At 69.3% G+C, this 16,066-nt stretch carries 10 protein-coding genes; 5 read left to right on the top strand and 5 right to left on the bottom strand.

Annotated features, from left to right (window positions below; all coding sequences use genetic code 11):
- Nucleotides 1–90: 90 nt before the first annotated feature.
- Nucleotides 91–3,279, top strand: coding sequence for a multidrug efflux RND transporter permease subunit (locus BBX35_RS19470; RefSeq protein WP_083206447.1), 3,189 nt, complete (start codon nucleotides 91–93; stop codon nucleotides 3,277–3,279).
- Nucleotides 3,280–3,746: 467 nt separating this feature from the next.
- Entirely contained in the window at nucleotides 3,747–4,379 is a 633-nt protein-coding gene (locus BBX35_RS19465; protein WP_067223637.1) for a LysE family translocator, read from the top strand.
- A gap of 7 nt (nucleotides 4,380–4,386) precedes the next feature.
- Here BBX35_RS19465 and BBX35_RS19460 read toward each other — a convergent pair whose 3' ends face one another.
- The 4 genes from BBX35_RS19460 to BBX35_RS19445 all read right to left on the bottom strand — a co-directional run bounded on the left by BBX35_RS19460 (nucleotide 4,387) and on the right by BBX35_RS19445 (nucleotide 8,158).
- Nucleotides 4,387–4,995 carry a TetR/AcrR family transcriptional regulator gene (locus BBX35_RS19460; RefSeq protein WP_067223634.1) on the bottom strand — a complete coding sequence of 203 codons (609 nt, stop codon included), beginning with the start codon at nucleotides 4,993–4,995 and terminating at the stop codon, nucleotides 4,387–4,389.
- Nucleotides 4,992–6,020: a zinc-dependent alcohol dehydrogenase family protein gene (locus BBX35_RS19455; protein WP_067223631.1), complete on the bottom strand. Its 1,029-nt coding sequence runs from the start codon at nucleotides 6,018–6,020 to the stop codon at nucleotides 4,992–4,994. The genes BBX35_RS19460 and BBX35_RS19455 overlap by 4 nt, the downstream gene beginning before the upstream one ends.
- Nucleotides 6,021–6,025: 5 nt before the next feature.
- The gene (locus BBX35_RS19450) at nucleotides 6,026–7,198 is read right to left on the bottom strand and encodes an acyl-CoA dehydrogenase family protein (protein WP_067223629.1); all 1,173 of its coding nucleotides are present in this window, start codon (nucleotides 7,196–7,198) and stop codon (nucleotides 6,026–6,028) included.
- 84 nt (nucleotides 7,199–7,282) lie between these two features.
- Nucleotides 7,283–8,158, bottom strand: a complete 876-nt coding sequence (locus BBX35_RS19445; protein ID WP_083206444.1) for an enoyl-CoA hydratase-related protein — start codon at nucleotides 8,156–8,158, stop codon at nucleotides 7,283–7,285.
- A gap of 160 nt (nucleotides 8,159–8,318) precedes the next feature.
- Here BBX35_RS19445 and BBX35_RS19440 point away from each other — a divergent pair, with 160 nt between their 5' ends.
- From BBX35_RS19440 to BBX35_RS19430, 3 genes are all read left to right on the top strand, one after another.
- Complete coding sequence (locus BBX35_RS19440) at nucleotides 8,319–9,854, top strand: acyl-CoA carboxylase subunit beta (RefSeq protein WP_067223623.1); 1,536 nt, start codon at nucleotides 8,319–8,321, stop codon at nucleotides 9,852–9,854.
- 8 nt (nucleotides 9,855–9,862) lie between these two features.
- Nucleotides 9,863–11,845 (top strand): acetyl/propionyl/methylcrotonyl-CoA carboxylase subunit alpha, encoded by a 1,983-nt coding sequence (locus tag BBX35_RS19435; RefSeq protein ID WP_067223621.1) that lies wholly within the window; start codon nucleotides 9,863–9,865, stop codon nucleotides 11,843–11,845.
- Nucleotides 11,846–12,101: 256 nt separating this feature from the next.
- Nucleotides 12,102–13,202 (top strand): NADH:flavin oxidoreductase/NADH oxidase, encoded by a 1,101-nt coding sequence (locus tag BBX35_RS19430; protein WP_067223618.1) that lies wholly within the window; start codon nucleotides 12,102–12,104, stop codon nucleotides 13,200–13,202.
- Between the two features lie 45 nt (nucleotides 13,203–13,247).
- Here the strand turns inward: BBX35_RS19430 and BBX35_RS19425 are convergent, their stop codons facing one another.
- Complete coding sequence (locus BBX35_RS19425; protein WP_067223615.1) at nucleotides 13,248–15,662, bottom strand: bifunctional diguanylate cyclase/phosphodiesterase; 2,415 nt, start codon at nucleotides 15,660–15,662, stop codon at nucleotides 13,248–13,250.
- Nucleotides 15,663–16,066 lie beyond the last annotated feature (404 nt).

Raw genomic sequence — 16,066 nt, 5'->3', positions numbered from 1 at the left:
CGCCCCGCCCCGTCCTGACGCAACGGCCCGCCCGCGGCCGCCGGCGCCTTCCCGCGCCGCCTGCGGACCGGTCTCACAGGATCCGATCTGATGCCGTCCTTTTTCATCAACCGGCCGGTCTTCGCATGGGTCATCGCCATCTTCATCACGCTTGCCGGCGTGATCGCGATCCCCTTCATGCCGGTTGCCCAGTATCCGAACGTCGCCCCGCCGCAGATCTCCATCTCGACCAACTATCCCGGCGTGGCGCCCGAGGACGCCTATCTCAGCGTCACCCGGCCCATCGAGGAAGAGCTGAACGGCGTCGAAGGCCTGATCTATTTCGAATCCACCTCCGAAAGCTCGGGCCGGATCTCGATCACCGCCACCTTCCAGCCCGGCACCGACGTGTCGCAGGCCTCGGTCGACGTGCAGAATGCGGTGCGCCGCGTCGAGCCGCGACTGCCCGGCATCGTCACCCAGCAGGGTATCCGCATCGAGCAGGCCGGCGCCGGCTTCCTGATGGTGGTCTCGGCCACCTCGACCGACGGCTCCTACAATGTCGTCGATCTCGGCGACTATCTGAGCCGCAACGTGCTCGGCGAAATCCGCCGTATCGACGGCGTCGGCAGCGCCCAGCTGTTCGCCACCCAGCGCTCGATGCGTATCTGGATGGACCCGGACAAGATGCTGGGCCTGAACCTGACCTCGCAGGACATCATCAACGCGATCCGGGCGCAGAACGCGCAGGTCGCGGCCGGCCGCATCGGCGCCCAGCCGAACCCGATCACCCAGCAGATCTCGGCCAGCGTGCTGGTCAAGGGCCAGCTCTCCTCCATCGAGGAGTTCGGCCAGGTGGTGCTGCGGGCCAATCCCGACGGCTCGACCGTGCGTCTGTCCGACGTCGCGCGCATCGAGATCGGCGGCGAGAGCTACAACTTCTCGACCCGTCTGAACGGCCAGCCGAGCGCGGCCATCGGCGTACAGCTGTCGCCGACCGGCAACGCCATGGCGACATCGGAGGCGGTGCGCGCCAAGATGGAGGAGCTCGCGCAGTTCTTCCCGCCGGGCATCACCTACGAGATCCCCTACGACACCTCGCCCTTTGTCGAGGCGTCGATCGAGAAGGTGATCCACACGCTGCTGGAGGCCGTCGCCCTCGTCTTCGTGGTGATGTTCCTGTTCCTGCAGAGCTTCCGCTACACCGTCATTCCGACGCTGGTGGTGCCGGTGGCGCTGCTGGGCACCTGCGCCGTCATGCTGGCGGCCGGATTCTCGATCAACGTGCTGACCATGTTCGCCATGGTGCTGGCCATCGGCATTCTCGTCGATGACGCCATCGTCGTGGTGGAGAACGTCGAACGCATCATGGCCGAGGAAGGCCTGTCGCCGCGGGCCGCGACCCGCAAGGCGATGACCCAGATCACCGGCGCCATCATCGGCATCACGCTGGTGCTGACGGCCGTGTTCGTGCCGATGGCCTTCTTCCCGGGCGCGGTCGGCGTCATCTACCAGCAGTTCAGCCTGACCATGGTCGTGTCGATCCTGTTCTCGGGCTTCCTGGCGCTGTCCTTCACGCCGGCGCTCTGCGCCAGCATGCTGAAGCCGATTCCGAAGGGGCATCACGAAGAGAAGAAGGGCTTCTTCGGCTGGTTCAACCGCGGCTTCGGCCGCACGACCAACGGCTACAGCTCCGTCGTCTCGTGGATCTCGCGCCGCGCCGGACGGATGATGATCATCTATCTGGCCCTGCTCGTCGGCCTCGGCTGGGGCTTCATGCGCCTGCCCTCCTCGTTCCTGCCGAACGAGGACCAGGGCTTCCTGCTGGTCAACATCCAGGCCCCGCCGGAGGCGAGCGCCAACCGGACGCTGGAAGTGATGGAGCAGGTCGAGGCGATCTTCGGCAAGGAAAGCGCCGTGTCGCGGATCGTCGGCATTCTCGGCTTCAGCTTCTCCGGTGCCGGCCAGAACGCGGCCCTCGCCTTCGTGACGCTGAAGGACTGGTCGGAGCGCGGTCCCGAAGATGCGGCCGGCGCCATTGCCGGGCGTGCCAACGGCCAGCTCTTCGGCATCAAGGACGCGATCTCCTTCGCCCTGTCGCCGCCGGCGATCCAAGGCCTGGGCACCTCGAACGGCTTCACCTTCCGCCTGCAGGACCGCGGCGGACGCGGCACCGAGGCGCTGGCGGCCGCGCGCGACCAGATGATGGGAGCGGCCTCGCAAAGCCCGATCCTGGCCGGCCTGCGCGTCGACGGCCTGCCCGACGCGGCGCAGGTCGATCTCATGATCGACCGCGAGAAGGCCAATGCGTTCGGCGTCGCCTTTGCCGACATCAACGCCACCATCTCGGCCAATCTCGGCTCGTCCTATGTCAACGACTTCCCGAATTCGGGACGCATGCAGCGCGTGACGGTACAGGCGGACCAGGACGCGCGCATGGAGACGAACGACCTGCTGCGGCTCAACGTCCGCAACAACAACGGCGGAATGGTGCCGCTTTCGGCCTTCGCCGATGTGGTGTGGAGCAAGGGTCCGTCGCAGATCGTCGGCTATAACGGCTATCCGTCGATCCGCATCTCCGGCGAGGCGGCGCCCGGCTATTCGTCGGGCGAGGCGATCGCCGAGATGGAGCGGCTTGCCGGCCAACTGCCGGCCGGCTTCGGCTACGAATGGACGGGCCAGTCGCTGCAGGAGATCCAGTCGGGAACGCAGGCGCCGTTCCTGATCGGCCTCAGCATCCTGTTCGTGTTCCTGCTGCTGGCCGCGCTCTACGAAAGCTGGTCGATCCCCTTCGCGGTGATGCTGGTGGTGCCGCTGGGCGTGATCGGCGCGGTGGCGGCGGTGACGCTGCGCGGCATGCCGAACGACGTCTACTTCACCGTCGGCCTGATCGCGATCGTCGGCCTGTCGGCGAAAAACGCCATTCTGATCATCGAGTTCGCCAAGGACCTGATGGCGGAGGGGCGCTCGCTGATCGACGCGACCATCGAGGCGGCGCATCTGCGCTTCCGGCCGATCCTGATGACGTCGCTGGCCTTCACCCTGGGCGTGACGCCGCTGGCCATCGCCTCCGGCGCCAGCGCCGGCAGCCAGAACGCCATCGGCACCGGCGTGATGGGCGGCATGATCTCGGGCACGATCCTGGCGATCTTCTTCGTGCCGGTTTTCTTCGTCTTCGTGATGCGGATGTTCCGCCGCATCCCGATCGACGGCCACCTGCCCAAGCACGAGGACGACGAGCATCCGGCGCCGGCGGCCGGGGACAAGTCCCCCGCCGCGGAGCGGACGCCGGCCGAATAACGGCCCGCCGAACCGACATCGCGCGCTGCGGGGATAATCCGCAGCGCGCGGCACCTGCCGAAGCCCATCGCACGCCGGCCCCGCCACGGGGACAAGTGCCGCGAGGCGGTTCGATCACCCTTCCCGAAATTTCGCTGCAATCGGCCCGTTTCGGGCGACCCGAACGGGGACAGATCGGGTGGCCCCGGGCAGTCGGTCTTGCGTGAGGCGCCCGGATCGGCGCTTTACTGCGCTTTTCCGGGTGCCCGTGCCAGAGGCCTGCGGGGATAAGCAGCGCTGCAAATTTCGAGACGAATTTTGCAAAATTCCGTCTCGAAATCGGCTGATCCCGTCTCAATCGTCGCAAAATCGCCAAGCCGCACGCAGGCCCTTTCCAACGGCGCGGCGCATGTTAGAGTTCGCCGCTCGGCCCCCGACATTTTACGCCGGCCGCGCCCTGTCCCCGCCCGCCCCTGTGGAGTGCCGGCATGAGCCTCGATCTGTGGTTGGTCTACCTGCTGGCCTCGCTCGCCCTGTCGCTGACGCCGGGGCCGAACGGCCTCCTCTGCCTCAATCACGGGGTCCGCTACGGGCTCGGCCGCACCGTGTTCACCGCGCTCGGCTGCATCACCGGAATGGCGCTGCTGATCGGCGCCTCGCTCGCCGGCCTCGGCGCGTTGATGCTGACCTCCGAGATGCTGTTCAGCGTTGTGAAGTGGGTGGGCGCTGCCTATCTCATCTGGCTGGGCATCCGGCTGTGGCGGGCACCGGCCTTCACCGCCGGCATCCAGGCGGCGAGCGAGGGCGGCCCGGCGGCACGCCCGATCAGCCGCCGCCGCGCCTTCACGCAAGGCCTGCTGGTGGCGCTGTCGAACCCCAAGGCGCTGATCTTTTTTTCGACCTTCCTGCCGCAGTTCATGCAGCCGGGCACCTCGCTCCTGCTGCAGTTCGCGATCTTCGCAGGCACCTACGCGGCGGTGGAGTTCGCCTACGAGGTGGTGCTGGCGGGCGCGGCCGGACGGCTGGCGCCCTGGCTGACGCGCTGGGGACAGGTGTTCAACCGGGTGACGGGCGGTGCCTTCATCGGCGTCGGCGCGATGGTCGCCGCCTCGCAGCGCTGAGAGCGTCTCAGGCTTTGGTTTCGGGTGGCAGCAGCCGCTCGAGCGCGGCGACGTAGCCCGGCACGGCGTCGCGGGCGGGGTCGAACCATTCCAGCGACCAGTTGAGCGCGCCGATCAGGGCGTGGCGCAGGTAGCGGACGCGCAGGCCGTCGGCCTCCGGCCCCAGATAATCGCGGATGATCGCGCTCCAGACCTTGTCGTAGTTGCGGCGCGTCGCCAGCAGTTCCTGTTGCACCGCTTCGGGCACGAAGGGGTAGCAGCGGATATGGGCCGAGGCGAAATCGCTCGCCGAGAGCAGCGTCTCCAGATGAACCTTGAGGGCGATGACGATCCGCTCGCGCGGGCTTGCGTCCGGCCGCTTCGCCAACGCCTCGTCGACTGCATCGCAGACAAGCTGCACGCCGAGCCGCATGACCTCGATGGCCAGCTCGTCCTTGGAGGCGAAATGGTAGTAGAGACTGCCGGCCTTCATGCCGACCTCGGCCGCCAGATCGCGCAAGGAGGTATCGGCATAGCCGCGCTCGCGCATCATCCGGGCGGCGGCGGCCATGATGACCTGCCGCGCCTCGAGCGCCTTCTTCGTCTTTTTCTGCGGCCTGGGAAGGGAGGCGGTCACCGGGCTGTGTCCTGCGAGAGCGAGAGGCATATGTTTCCGAAGTGCTCTCCCTTTTCAAGGGTGCGGAAGGCCTCGTGCGCCTCTTCGAAGGGGAAGACCCGGTCGACCACCGGGCGGATGCCGCCCGCCGCCAGCGCGTCCATCAGCGCCTGAAAGGCCTGGCGCGAGCCGCAGGACACCGAATGCAGGGTGATGCGGCGGGTCAGGACCAGCGGCAGGAAGAGCTCGGCCATCGAGCCGGTGACATTGCCGATCAGGAGGATGGTGCCGCCCGTGCGCACCGCCTTGACCGACTCGTTCAGCGTCGCCGCCCCGCCGAGCTCCAGCACCCGCTCGCAGCCGCGACCGCCCGTCGCCTCGCGCACCGCGCGGGCCCAGTCGGGCGTCGCATTGCGGTCGATGACGAGATCGGCGCCGAGCCCGGCAAGGCGCGCGGCCTTGATCGGCGAGGACGTGGTGACGATGGTGCGGGCGCCGGCACGGCGGGCGAGCGCCAGCGCCATCAGGGCAACGCCGCCCGTGCCCTGGATCAGCACGCTCTCCCCCGGGCGCAGCGGCCAAGGCTCGGACAGGGCGCTCCAGGCGGTGACACCGGCGCAGGGAAGCGTTGCCGCCTCCGCATTGGAGAGGGTCTCGGCGATCTTGACGAGGCCGCTTTCGGGAAAGACGCAATGGGAGGCGAGCACGCCATCCAGCGGCCCGCCGAGACGGCCGGCCTCCAGATCGTCGGGTGGGGCCCCGCCCTGCCAGTGCTGGTAGAAGGCCGGCGCCACCCGGTCGCCGACGGCGAGGTCGCGCACCCCCGGCCCGGTCTCCACGACGATGCCGACGCCGTCGGACAGCGGCACCAGCGGCGGGCGCACGGCGCGGCCATGGCCGCCGGCCACCACCACGAGATCGCGGTAGTTGAGCGAGGCGGTGCGCATTTCCAGCAGCACCTGGCCCGGCCCCGGCATCGGCGTTTCCAGCTCCCGCAGCACCAGGTTGTCGAGGCCGAAGCCGGTTTCCAGCACGAAGGCGCGCATTGCGGTCACATGCGCTTGGCGACTTCTTCGAGCATCACCTCGGTCGCCCCGCCGCCGATCGCCTGGACGCGGGCATCGCGCGACATGCGCTCGATGGTGCTCTCGCGCATGAAGCCCATGCCGCCGTGGAACTGGACGCAGGCATACATGACCTCGTTGACCAGCTCGCCGCAGAGCGCCTTGATCATCGAGACCTCGCGCACCAGCTGCTCGCCGCGCGCCGACCGGGCGGCGGTGGCGTAGACCATCTGCCGCGCCGCCTCGACCCGCGACGACAGCATGGCGAGACGCTGGCGGATCGCCTGCTTTTCCCAGAGCGGGGCGCCGAAGGCCTTGCGGTCGCGGACATAGGCGACCGTCAGCTCGATGGCAGCCTGGGCCTCGCCCATGGCCATGGCGCCGAGCACGAGGCGCTCGTTCTGGAAGTTCTTCATGATCTCGTAGAAGCCGCGCCCTTCCTCGCCGAGCACGTTCTCGGCCGGGACGCGGACATCGACGAAGGAGAGCTCGGCCGTGTCCGAGCTGCGCCAGCCGTGCTTGTCGAGGGCGCGCGAGACGGTGAAACCCTCCATGCCCTTCTCGACGATGAACATGGTCACCGCCTTGCTGGCCGGCCCGTCGCCGCCGGTCTTGGCGGCGATGCAGTAGACATCGGCCAGCACGCCGTTGGTGATGAAGGTCTTGGTGCCGTTCAGCACGTAGTGGTCGCCCTCGCGGCGGGCGGTGGTGCGGATGCCCTTGACGTCGGAGCCGGCGTCCGGCTCCGTGACGCCGACGGCGGTGATGGTCTCGCCGCTGATGATGCCGGGCATGTATTTCGCCTTCTGGGCGTCGTTGCCGGCATTGAAGAGATGGACCGAGGCCATGTCCGTGTGGACCAGCGCGGTGATGGCAACGCCCGCATAGGTGCAGCGGCCGAGCTCTTCCGACAGGACGACGGTGGCGCGCTCGTCCATGGCGCTGCCGCCATAGGCTTCCGGATAGCGGATGCCGAAGAAGCCGAGCGCCCCCATCTTGCGCAGCAGCTCGCGCGGGGTGGCGCCGTCGCGCTCCCACTGGTCGGCATGCGGTTTGATCTCCTCCTCGACGAAGCGGCGCACCTGGTCGCGCAGCATCTTGTGCTCTTCCTCGAAGAAGAAGTCGCTGGCGCTGGTCACATCGAAACCGGAAGCTGTCATTCGGTCCATCCCGTGTTGCGTGCCGGCCGGCCTTGCTGCCGTCGGCGAAAACTTGATCCTGGTCTTGTCAGGATCCTGGACTTGTCAGGCGCAGCCGAAGCGGGGCTCGCGCTTTTCGACGAAGGCCGCCGTGCCCTCGGCAAAGTCGGGTCCGCCGGCAAGGCGGGCATTGACGTCGCGCTCCAGGTCGAGCGCGGCATCGAGGGTCGAGGCAAGGCCGTGCGCGACCGCCTCGCGGATCTCGGCGAAGGCCGCAACGGGCCCGCGCGCCAGCCGCCCGGCAAGGGCAAGGGCCTCATCCATCAGCTCGCCATCCTCGACACAGCCGGCAATCAGCCCCCAGTCGGCGGCGGTCTCGGCCTTCAGCGGATCGCCGGTCAGCATCAGATGCAGCGCGCGGGCGCGGCCCAGCGCCTGCGGCAGGAACCAGGTGCTGCCGACATCCGGCACGACGCCGAGGCGCGGGCCGAAGACCTGGATGAAGCTGGCGGAACGGGCGGCAAGCACGATGTCGCAGGCGAGCGCCAGACCGACACCGCCGCCGGCGGCAATGCCGTTGACCGCCGCGACAACCGGCTTTCGCAGGGCGCGGATCCGGCGCACCGCGCGGTTCCAGCCCTCGTCGAGAAGCCGGCCGACGGCCGGGCCCTTGTCGGAAAACCCCGCCATCTCGCCGACATGGGCGCCGGCGCAAAAGCCCCGCCCCTCGCCGGTCAGCACCAGCGCGCGGATGGCGTCATCGCCCGCGACCTCGGCCAGCCGGGCGTGAAGCTGGCGCATCATCGGGGCGTGGATGCCGTTGAGCTGCTCCGGCGCGGCCAGAACGAGGACGGCGACCGGCCCGTGCCGGTCGAGCCGCACCCAGCCGCGGGCGCTCCCGTCCGGTTCGCTGCCGGTTCCCGTATCGGGCTGCGTGCCGGATTTCGTGTCTGGTTTCGTTTCTGATTTCGTTTCTGGCATTGCGCGATCTCCTCCCCGAGCCTCGTCGCATGCGGCTGGAGTGCCAGCCTGTTGACAGTTTTTCTAACGGCCGTTAGGTAGATTGTCAATCACCCGACCGGACCCGAGGGTCTCGAACCGGGCGACGCGATGCAAACGGGAGGAGCAGCTCGTGGCAGGCATGGACGACCTGGTGGCCGCACTGAGACAGGTGCAGGCGGCTGCAGCGCAAGGCGGCGGCGAGAAGTTTCGCGCCCGCCACGCGGAGCGCGGCAAGATCTTCGTGCGCGAGCGCATCGAGCTGGCGCTCGATCCCGGCACCGCCTTTCTGGAGCTGTCGCCGCTGGCCGCGCACGGGCTCTATGGCGGCGAGGTGCCGGGGGCCGGCATCGTCACCGGCATCGGCCTGATCCACGACCGGCCCTGCATGCTGATCGCCAACGATGCCACGGTGAAGGGCGGCTCGTTCTTCGCCGAGACGGTGCGCAAGCATTCGCGCGCCCAGGAAGTGGCGGAGGAGCACGGCCTTCCCTGCATCTATCTGGTCGATTGCGGCGGCGCCTTCCTGCCCGAACAGGACCGGGTGTTTCCCGACAAGGACCATTTCGGCGGGGCGTTCTGGCGCCAGTGCCAGATGTCGGCGGCCGGCCTGCCGCAGATCTCCGTCGTCTTCGGCGGCTGCACCGCGGGCGGCGCCTATATCCCGGCGCTCAGCGACCAGGTGATCATGGTGCGCGGCACGGGCCGCATCCATCTCGGCGGACCGCCCATCGTCAAGGCGGCGATCAACGAGATCGTCGACGGCGAAACGCTGGGCGGTGCCGACATGCACACCACCGTCTCCGGCGTCAGCGACCACGTCGCGCCCGACGAGGAAAGCGCCATGCGCATGCTGCGCGAGATCGTCGCCAATCTGGGCGAGGGCCGCAAGGTGACGCCGCCGCCGCGCGAGGCCCTGGCGCCGCTCGTTGCCGCCGGGCGCCCGTCCGAGCATGCGCCAGTGGACCTGAAGCGCCCGGCCGACATGCGCGCGCTGATCCGCTCGATGGTCGACGGGTCGCAGCTCGCCGAGTTCAAGCCGGACTACGGCGCGACGCTGATCGCCGGCTTTGCCCATATCCATGGCTACCCGGTCGGGATCCTGGCCAATGACGGGGCGCTGTTTTCCGAAAGCGCGCTGAAGGGGGCGCATTTCATCGAGCTGTGCGACCAGCGCCAGATCCCGCTGCTGTTCCTGCAGAACATCACCGGCTTCATGGTCGGCACCGACGCCGAGCGCGGCGGCATCGCCAAGCATTCGGCCAAGCTGGTCTATGCCGTCTCCAATGCGCGCGTGCCGAAATACACGGTGATCGTCGGCGGCTCGTACGGCGCCGGCAATTACGGCATGTGCGGGCGCGGCTTCCGCCCGCGCTTCCTGTTCTCCTGGCCCAATGCCCGCATCGCGACGATGAGCCCCGATGTCGCCGCGACCGTGGTGACGGAGCTGCGCCGGGCCAGCCTGAAATCGCAGGCGAACGAGGAAGAGATCGCCGAGCTCGACCGGCGCACCCGCGCCCAGTTCGAGGAGCAGAGCGATCCCTACTACGCCACCGCGCGGCTGTGGGACGACGGGTTGATCGAGCCCGACCAGACCCGCGACGTGCTGGGCCTGTGCCTGGCGCTGGGCGCGGGCGGCGACAAGGACACCGGCCCGCGGCCGGTCTACAGGATGTGAGGCGCACCATGTTCGACAGCCTGCTGATTGCCAATCGCGGCGAGATCGCCTGCCGCATCATCCGCACCGCACGCCGCATGGGGCTCGCCACCATCGCCGTGCATTCCGAGGCCGACCGGGACGCGCTGCATGTGAGGATGGCCGACCGGGCAATCGCCATCGGCGGGGCGGCGGCGAGCGACAGCTACCTGCGCCTCGACCGGATCATGGCCGCGGCCAAAGCGAGCGGGGCCGGCGCGATCCACCCCGGCTACGGCTTCCTGTCCGAGCGGCCGGAACTGGCGCGGGCCTGCGAGGAAAACGGCATCGCCTTCGTCGGCCCGAACGCACGGGCCATCGCGGCGATGGGCGCCAAGATCGAGGCGAAGCGCCTGGCCGAAGAAGCGGGCGTGCCCTGCATTCCCGGCTATAGCGGCGAGGACCAGTCGACAGGCAATCTGGCGCGGGCCGCGCGCGAGATCGGCCTGCCGGTGATGGTCAAGGCCTCGGCCGGCGGCGGCGGCAAGGGCATGCGCGCCGTCCACGACGAGGCGGACCTCACAGCTGCCATCGATGCAGCCCGCACGGAGGCCGAGCGGGCCTTCGGCGACGGACGGCTGCTCATCGAGAAGCTGGTGCGCAATCCGCGCCATGTGGAAGTGCAGCTGATCGGCGACAGGCACGGCACCCTGCTGCACCTGTTCGAGCGCGACTGCTCGGTGCAGCGCAACCACCAGAAGCTGATCGAGGAAGCCCCTGCCCCCGGCCTGCGCCCCGAAACCCGCGAGCGGCTGTTCGAGGCGGCGCTCAGGCTCGGCCGGGCCATCGGCTACGACAGCGCCGGCACGGTCGAGTTCGTGATGGATGCGGTGACGCAGGAGGTCCACTTCCTGGAGATGAACACGCGGCTGCAGGTGGAGCATACGGTGACCGAGGAGATCACCGGGCTCGACCTTGTGGAGCTGCAACTGCGCGCGGCGGCCGGCGAGAAGCTGGCCCTGACGCAGGACGACATCACCTGCAACGGCCACGCGATCCAGGCGCGGCTGACGGCGGAGGACGCCAGCGCCGGCTTTCGCCCGGACACCGGCAAGGTGCTGCTGTGGTCGCCGCCTGCGGAGCTGCGCTGCGATGCCGGCATCGAGCCGGGGGCGGAGATCGGTGCGGCTTACGATTCGATGATCGCCAAGCTGATCGCCTACGGGCCCGACCGGGACGCGGCGCGGCGCAAGCTGCTCTCCGGCCTTGACCGGCTGGAGGTGGCGGGACTGGCCACCACGCGGCTGTTCCTGCGCGATGCGCTCGCCTCGCCGGATTTCGCCAGCGGCAAGGTCACAACGGATTTCATTGCCCGCAACTGGCCGGGCGGATGGAGGGTGCCGGAGGCGGACGGCCTCGCCCTTGCGGCGGCGGCGCTAGCAAGCCGCCCGCGCGCGGCGGCAACGCCCTGGCAGTCGCTTTCCGGGTTTCGCCTGCTGGCGCAGGCCGGCTGCCCGGCGCGGGTGACCTATGTGGATGCGGCCGCGCCCGACAGCCGCGTCGTTCTGGAAGCACGCGGGCCCGGATGCTGGCAAACCATCGGCACGGACGGCGAGACGCAGGAGATCGCCGCGCAGTGGACGGGGCCGGACCGGGTGCGCATCACCCGCGATGGCGTGGCGGAGAGCTTCGCCGCCGCCCACCATGACGGGCGGATGTGGCTGTGCGGGCCGGGCACGGAGATCGCCTGCGCGGTGCTGCCGCTCGGCGATCTTGGCCAGGACAGGGCGGCAGGCGACGGCGCCTCGCCGGAGCGGATCGCCGCGCCGATGCCGGGCCTCGTCGTCGAGATCCGCGTTGCGGCGGGCGATACGGTTGCCAAGGGCGACACGCTGGTGGTGATGGAATCGATGAAGCTCCTGATGGAGCTGAAGGCGGCGGCCGACGGCACGGTGGCCGAGATCGCAGCAAGCGAACGCGACACGGTGGAGGCCGGCCGCCTCTTGGTGCGGCTGGAGCCGGCGGAGGGCTGAGCCGGCGGGCGCGCCCTCCGGCCGACGGGAGCCCTGCAACCGCTGCCCACTGGACAAGCGGGGGCCGGACGTCATCTACTTGATCCGAAACCCATACGAGACCCCGATCCGCCGACCCGCCAGCCCTCTTCCCCGCCAGCCCTCGTCCCCGCATGGCATTGCCCGTTTCGCAGGACGGGCCGCCGAAGGCCCGGCCACGCCGCCCGGCGCGGCGGGTGAAGGCTTGCTCCGGCCGGATCGCCAGGAAGGACATTCGATGACCGATCTCTTGTCGCCCCTCCCCTTGCGCGGGCTGAGCCTGCCCAACCGCTTCGTCGTCTCGCCGATGTGCCAGTATTCGGCGCGCGGCGGCGTGGTCGGCGACTATCACCTCGTCCATCTCGGCCGCTTCGCGCTGGGCGGCTTCGGCACCGTGATCGTCGAGGCGACGGCGGTGACGGCCGAGGGGCGCATCACCTATGGCTGCCCCGGCCTGTGGGACGATGGCCAGATCGCCGGCATGGCGCGGATCACCGCGCTGCTGCGCGCGCAAGGGGCGGTCGCCGGCATCCAGCTGGCCCATGCCGGCCGCAAGGCCTCCTCGATCCCGCCCTGGCTGATGGGCACGGACGAGCGCGAAGCCGATGCCGAGCACTGGGAGCCGGTGGCGCCCTCCGCCCTGCCCCATGCCGAGGACGCGCCGATGCCGCGCGCCCTGAGCGAGGCCGACATCGAGGCGGAGGTGGCGGCCTGGGCCGCAGCGACGAAACGGGCGGTCGAGGCCGGTTTCCAGCTGATCGAGATCCACGGCGCGCACGGCTATCTGCTGAACCAGTTCCTGTCGCCGCTGTCCAACCGGCGCGAGGACGCCTATGGCGGCAGCGCCGAGAACCGCATGCGCTTCCCGCTCCAGGTGGTGGAGGCGGTGCGCGCGGCGATGCCGGAGGACATGCCGCTGTTCCTGCGCCTGTCGGCGGTCGACGGGCTGGACGGCGGGCGCACCATCGAGGACAGCGTCGCCTTCGCCCGGGCGGCGCGCGACCGCGGCGTCGACGTGATCGACGTGTCGGCCGGCGGCTTCACCGGTTCGCGTTTCGAGATCGGGCCGGGCATGTACCTGCCCTGGGCGGCGCAGATCCGCGAGGATGCCGGCCTGCCGGTGATGGCGGTGGGGCTGATGGGCGAGACGGAACTGGCGGCAGACGCGCTTTCCGACGGCCGGGCCGACCTCATCGGCCTCGGCCGGGCGGCGCTGGACGACCCGAACTGGCCGCTGCACGCGGCGCGGCAGCTCGGCACGGAAACGCGGGCGCTGTGGCCGAAGCAGGCGGGCTATGCCATCGAGCGCTGGCCGGGCCGCAACACCGCCAAGGGCTGAGCAACGCGCAGCAGCTCCAACGCCGAACGACACCCAGCCGACGGTTCACTCGCCGGTGCGGGTGCCCTTCGTCGGCGCATTGCGGAACAGCGGGAGCTCGTCGACCGTCAAGGGCAGCTGGTCGACGTCGGCGGATGTCCCGCCTTCGCCGGCCTCCTCCTCGGGATAGCCGACGAGATAGCCCTGAATCTGGGTGCAGCCCTCCTGGGCGAGGAAGTCGAGCTGGGCCTTGGTCTCCACCCCTTCGGCGAGGATCGGGATGTCGAGGCTCTCGCCGAGCGCGAGCACGGCACGGATCACCGCCGCCGCCTGGGGCCCGCGGTCGAGATCGTCCATGAAGGACTTGTCGAGCTTGATCTTGTCGAAGGGGAACGAGCGCAGGGTCGACAGCGACGAGTAGCCGATGCCGAAATCGTCCATCGAGATCGATACGCCCATCGCCTTGATCCGCCGCAGGATATGCAGGGTGCGCTCGGCGTCCTGGATCAGCGAGGTCTCGGTGATCTCCACCTCCAGCCGCTGCGGCGACAGGCCGGTCTCCATCAGGATGCCGTGGATGATGTCGGGCATGTCGATGCTGCCGACCTGCAGCGCCGAGACGTTCACCGCGATCTTCAGCGGGGTGTCCCAGGACGCGGCGGCGCGGCAGGCGGCACGCAGCACCCATTCGCCGATCGGCAGAATCAGGCCGGTGTCCTCGGCGATGGGAATGAAATCCATCGGCTGGACCACCCCGCGCACCGGATGGCGCCAGCGCAACAGGGCCTCGTAGCCGGTCACCTCGTTGTCGCGAACCGAGACCTGCGGCTGGAAGACGAGGAAGAACTGGTCCTCGGCCAACGCCGCACGCAGCTGCAGGGCCATGGCGCGGCGCTCGCGCACGCGCTCGTCCATCTCCTCCTCGTAGAAGCAGATCGCCTCTCCGTGGGATCCCTTGGCGCGGTACATGGCAAGGTCGGCATTGTTCATCAGGGTCGCCGGGCTCGTCGCATCGTCGGGGAAGATCGAGATGCCGATGGAGGCGCCGCAGATCAGGTCGACATGATCGTAAGGCACGGTGGCGAAGAGCTCGCGCTCGAGCCGCGAGGCGATGCCGAGCGCCTGCTCGCGGTCCTGCACCAGGGCCGTGGCGACGAACTCGTCGCCGCCGAGCCGGGCGACGAAGGCCTCCCGCCCGACGGCCGTGCGCATGCGCTCGGACAGGACGCGCAGCACATGGTCGCCGGCCGCGTGGCCGTGCACGTCGTTGACCTCCTTGAAGCGGTCGAGATCGATGGCGAAGAGCGCGATGCGGGAGCTGGCCGGACGCGTCTCGATCTGGGCATCGAGATGCTCCAGGAAACAGGACCGGTTTGGCAGGCCCGTCAGATTGTCGAAGCTGGCGAGATAGGTGATCTTCTCTTCCTGCGCGAGACGCTGGCGCAGGTCGCGCACCGAGTAGAAGCGGGTGCCGGCGAATTCGTCGCGGTCGTAGCGGTCGTCGCGGGCGGCGACCTCGACGGGAACGGTGGCGCCGGAGGCCGTGACCAGCATCGCGCGGACCAGCTGATCGACGGCCGCGGGCGCGCGCGGCACCAGCTCGGCGAAGGTGCGCCCGACCACCGCCTCGCGCTCCATGCCGCTGAGCTGGATGAAGGCCTCATTGCAGTCGACGATGCGCCCGGCGGTCTCGATGACGATGCCGTCGACGGAACTTTCCAGGATATGCTTGGTGCGGGCCCGGGCGCGGACGGTCGCCTGGCGGTCCAGCAGCTGGCTGGCGAGGCCGGTGCCGAGCACCAGCAGCCCGACGCCCGCCACCGCCACGGCGAGCGCGCCGTAGGCATCCTCGCTGGTGGCGCCGCCCGGAACCGGCACGGCCGGAACGATGCCCACCGCCGCCATGCCGCTGAAATGCAGCGCGACGATGGAGGCCGCCAGCAGCGCGGTGCCGATCAGCTCGCGGGTTTGCGGGTCGGCATGCTCGCGGGTGACGGCGGAAAAGGCCGCCGCCCCCAGCGCCAGCGACAGCACGAGCGAGACGACCACATAGGTCGCGTCCCAGACGATCGCGCCGTCGATGCTGAAGGCGGCCATGCCGGTGTAGTGCATGACGGCGACGCCGGCGCCGAACAGGCCGCCGCCGAGCAGCGGCGCGAACCGGCCCCGGCCGGAGGCGACCACCAGGGCGAGCGCGGCGGAGACGACGGCGATCAGCAGCGAGACGCCGGTGAGCTCAGGATCATAGGAAACGGGCACGCCCGGCCGATAGGCCAGCATGGCGACGAAATGGGTGCACCAGATGGTGGAGCCGGCGGCGACGGCGCCGAGAAAGATCCAGAAGGGACGGGCCTCGCGCTCTGCCGCGCGGGTGCGCACGAACAGGCGAACGGAGATCCATGCGCCGAGAACACAGATGACCGCTGCCAAGGCAACCAGCCGGAGATCGTGCTCCGTGAAAAGGCAGACGAAAAAGCGCACGCGACAATCCTCGAAAACCGGGAGAAAGGATCGCTGAAAACACCTTCGCTTTCCTTAATCCGCCCACGCGAATGCCATGGCATCCTAGCACCTTCCGCTACGTTTTTGTGCACCAGACGCAAGACAAGACGTTTCGGCAGCGCAGCAGGACGCAGGAAGCGCCCGGAGCGGGCGGGATTTGCCCGACGAGGTGAGGAAAGCGGGGTGGCCCGCAAGGCGGCACCAGAATGGACGCGCGAGCAGCAAGCGGGTGCGGCACCGGACTTGAGCGACTCAATGCACGGACGAGCGAGGGAGATGACGGCAGGGGAAGCGCGGAGGAATTTCGAACCCGCAGGGTTCGCAAGGCCAAGGGCCGTCCGAGCTTGCGCGAGGCCCCGACTGAAGCGAAGCCCGAAGGGCGA

The sequence above is a fragment of the Stappia indica genome (assembly GCF_001696535.1).
GTDB lineage: Bacteria > Pseudomonadota > Alphaproteobacteria > Rhizobiales > Stappiaceae > Stappia > Stappia indica.
Note: the sequence above shows the minus strand (reverse complement) of the source record. Positions and strands in the feature narration are given on the sequence as shown.

Coding starts and splice junctions, on each gene's coding strand:
- BBX35_RS19470 (WP_083206447.1), top strand. CDS start 91: ATGCCGTCCTTTTTCATCAACCGGCCGGTCTTCGCATGGGTCATCGCC.
- BBX35_RS19465 (WP_067223637.1), top strand. CDS start 3,747: ATGAGCCTCGATCTGTGGTTGGTCTACCTGCTGGCCTCGCTCGCCCTG.
- BBX35_RS19455 (WP_067223631.1), bottom strand. CDS start 6,020: ATGCGCGCCTTCGTGCTGGAAACCGGCTTCGGCCTCGACAACCTGGTG.
- BBX35_RS19450 (WP_067223629.1), bottom strand. CDS start 7,198: ATGACAGCTTCCGGTTTCGATGTGACCAGCGCCAGCGACTTCTTCTTC.
- BBX35_RS19445 (WP_083206444.1), bottom strand. CDS start 8,158: ATGCCAGAAACGAAATCAGAAACGAAACCAGACACGAAATCCGGCACG.
- BBX35_RS19440 (WP_067223623.1), top strand. CDS start 8,319: ATGGACGACCTGGTGGCCGCACTGAGACAGGTGCAGGCGGCTGCAGCG.
- BBX35_RS19435 (WP_067223621.1), top strand. CDS start 9,863: ATGTTCGACAGCCTGCTGATTGCCAATCGCGGCGAGATCGCCTGCCGC.
- BBX35_RS19430 (WP_067223618.1), top strand. CDS start 12,102: ATGACCGATCTCTTGTCGCCCCTCCCCTTGCGCGGGCTGAGCCTGCCC.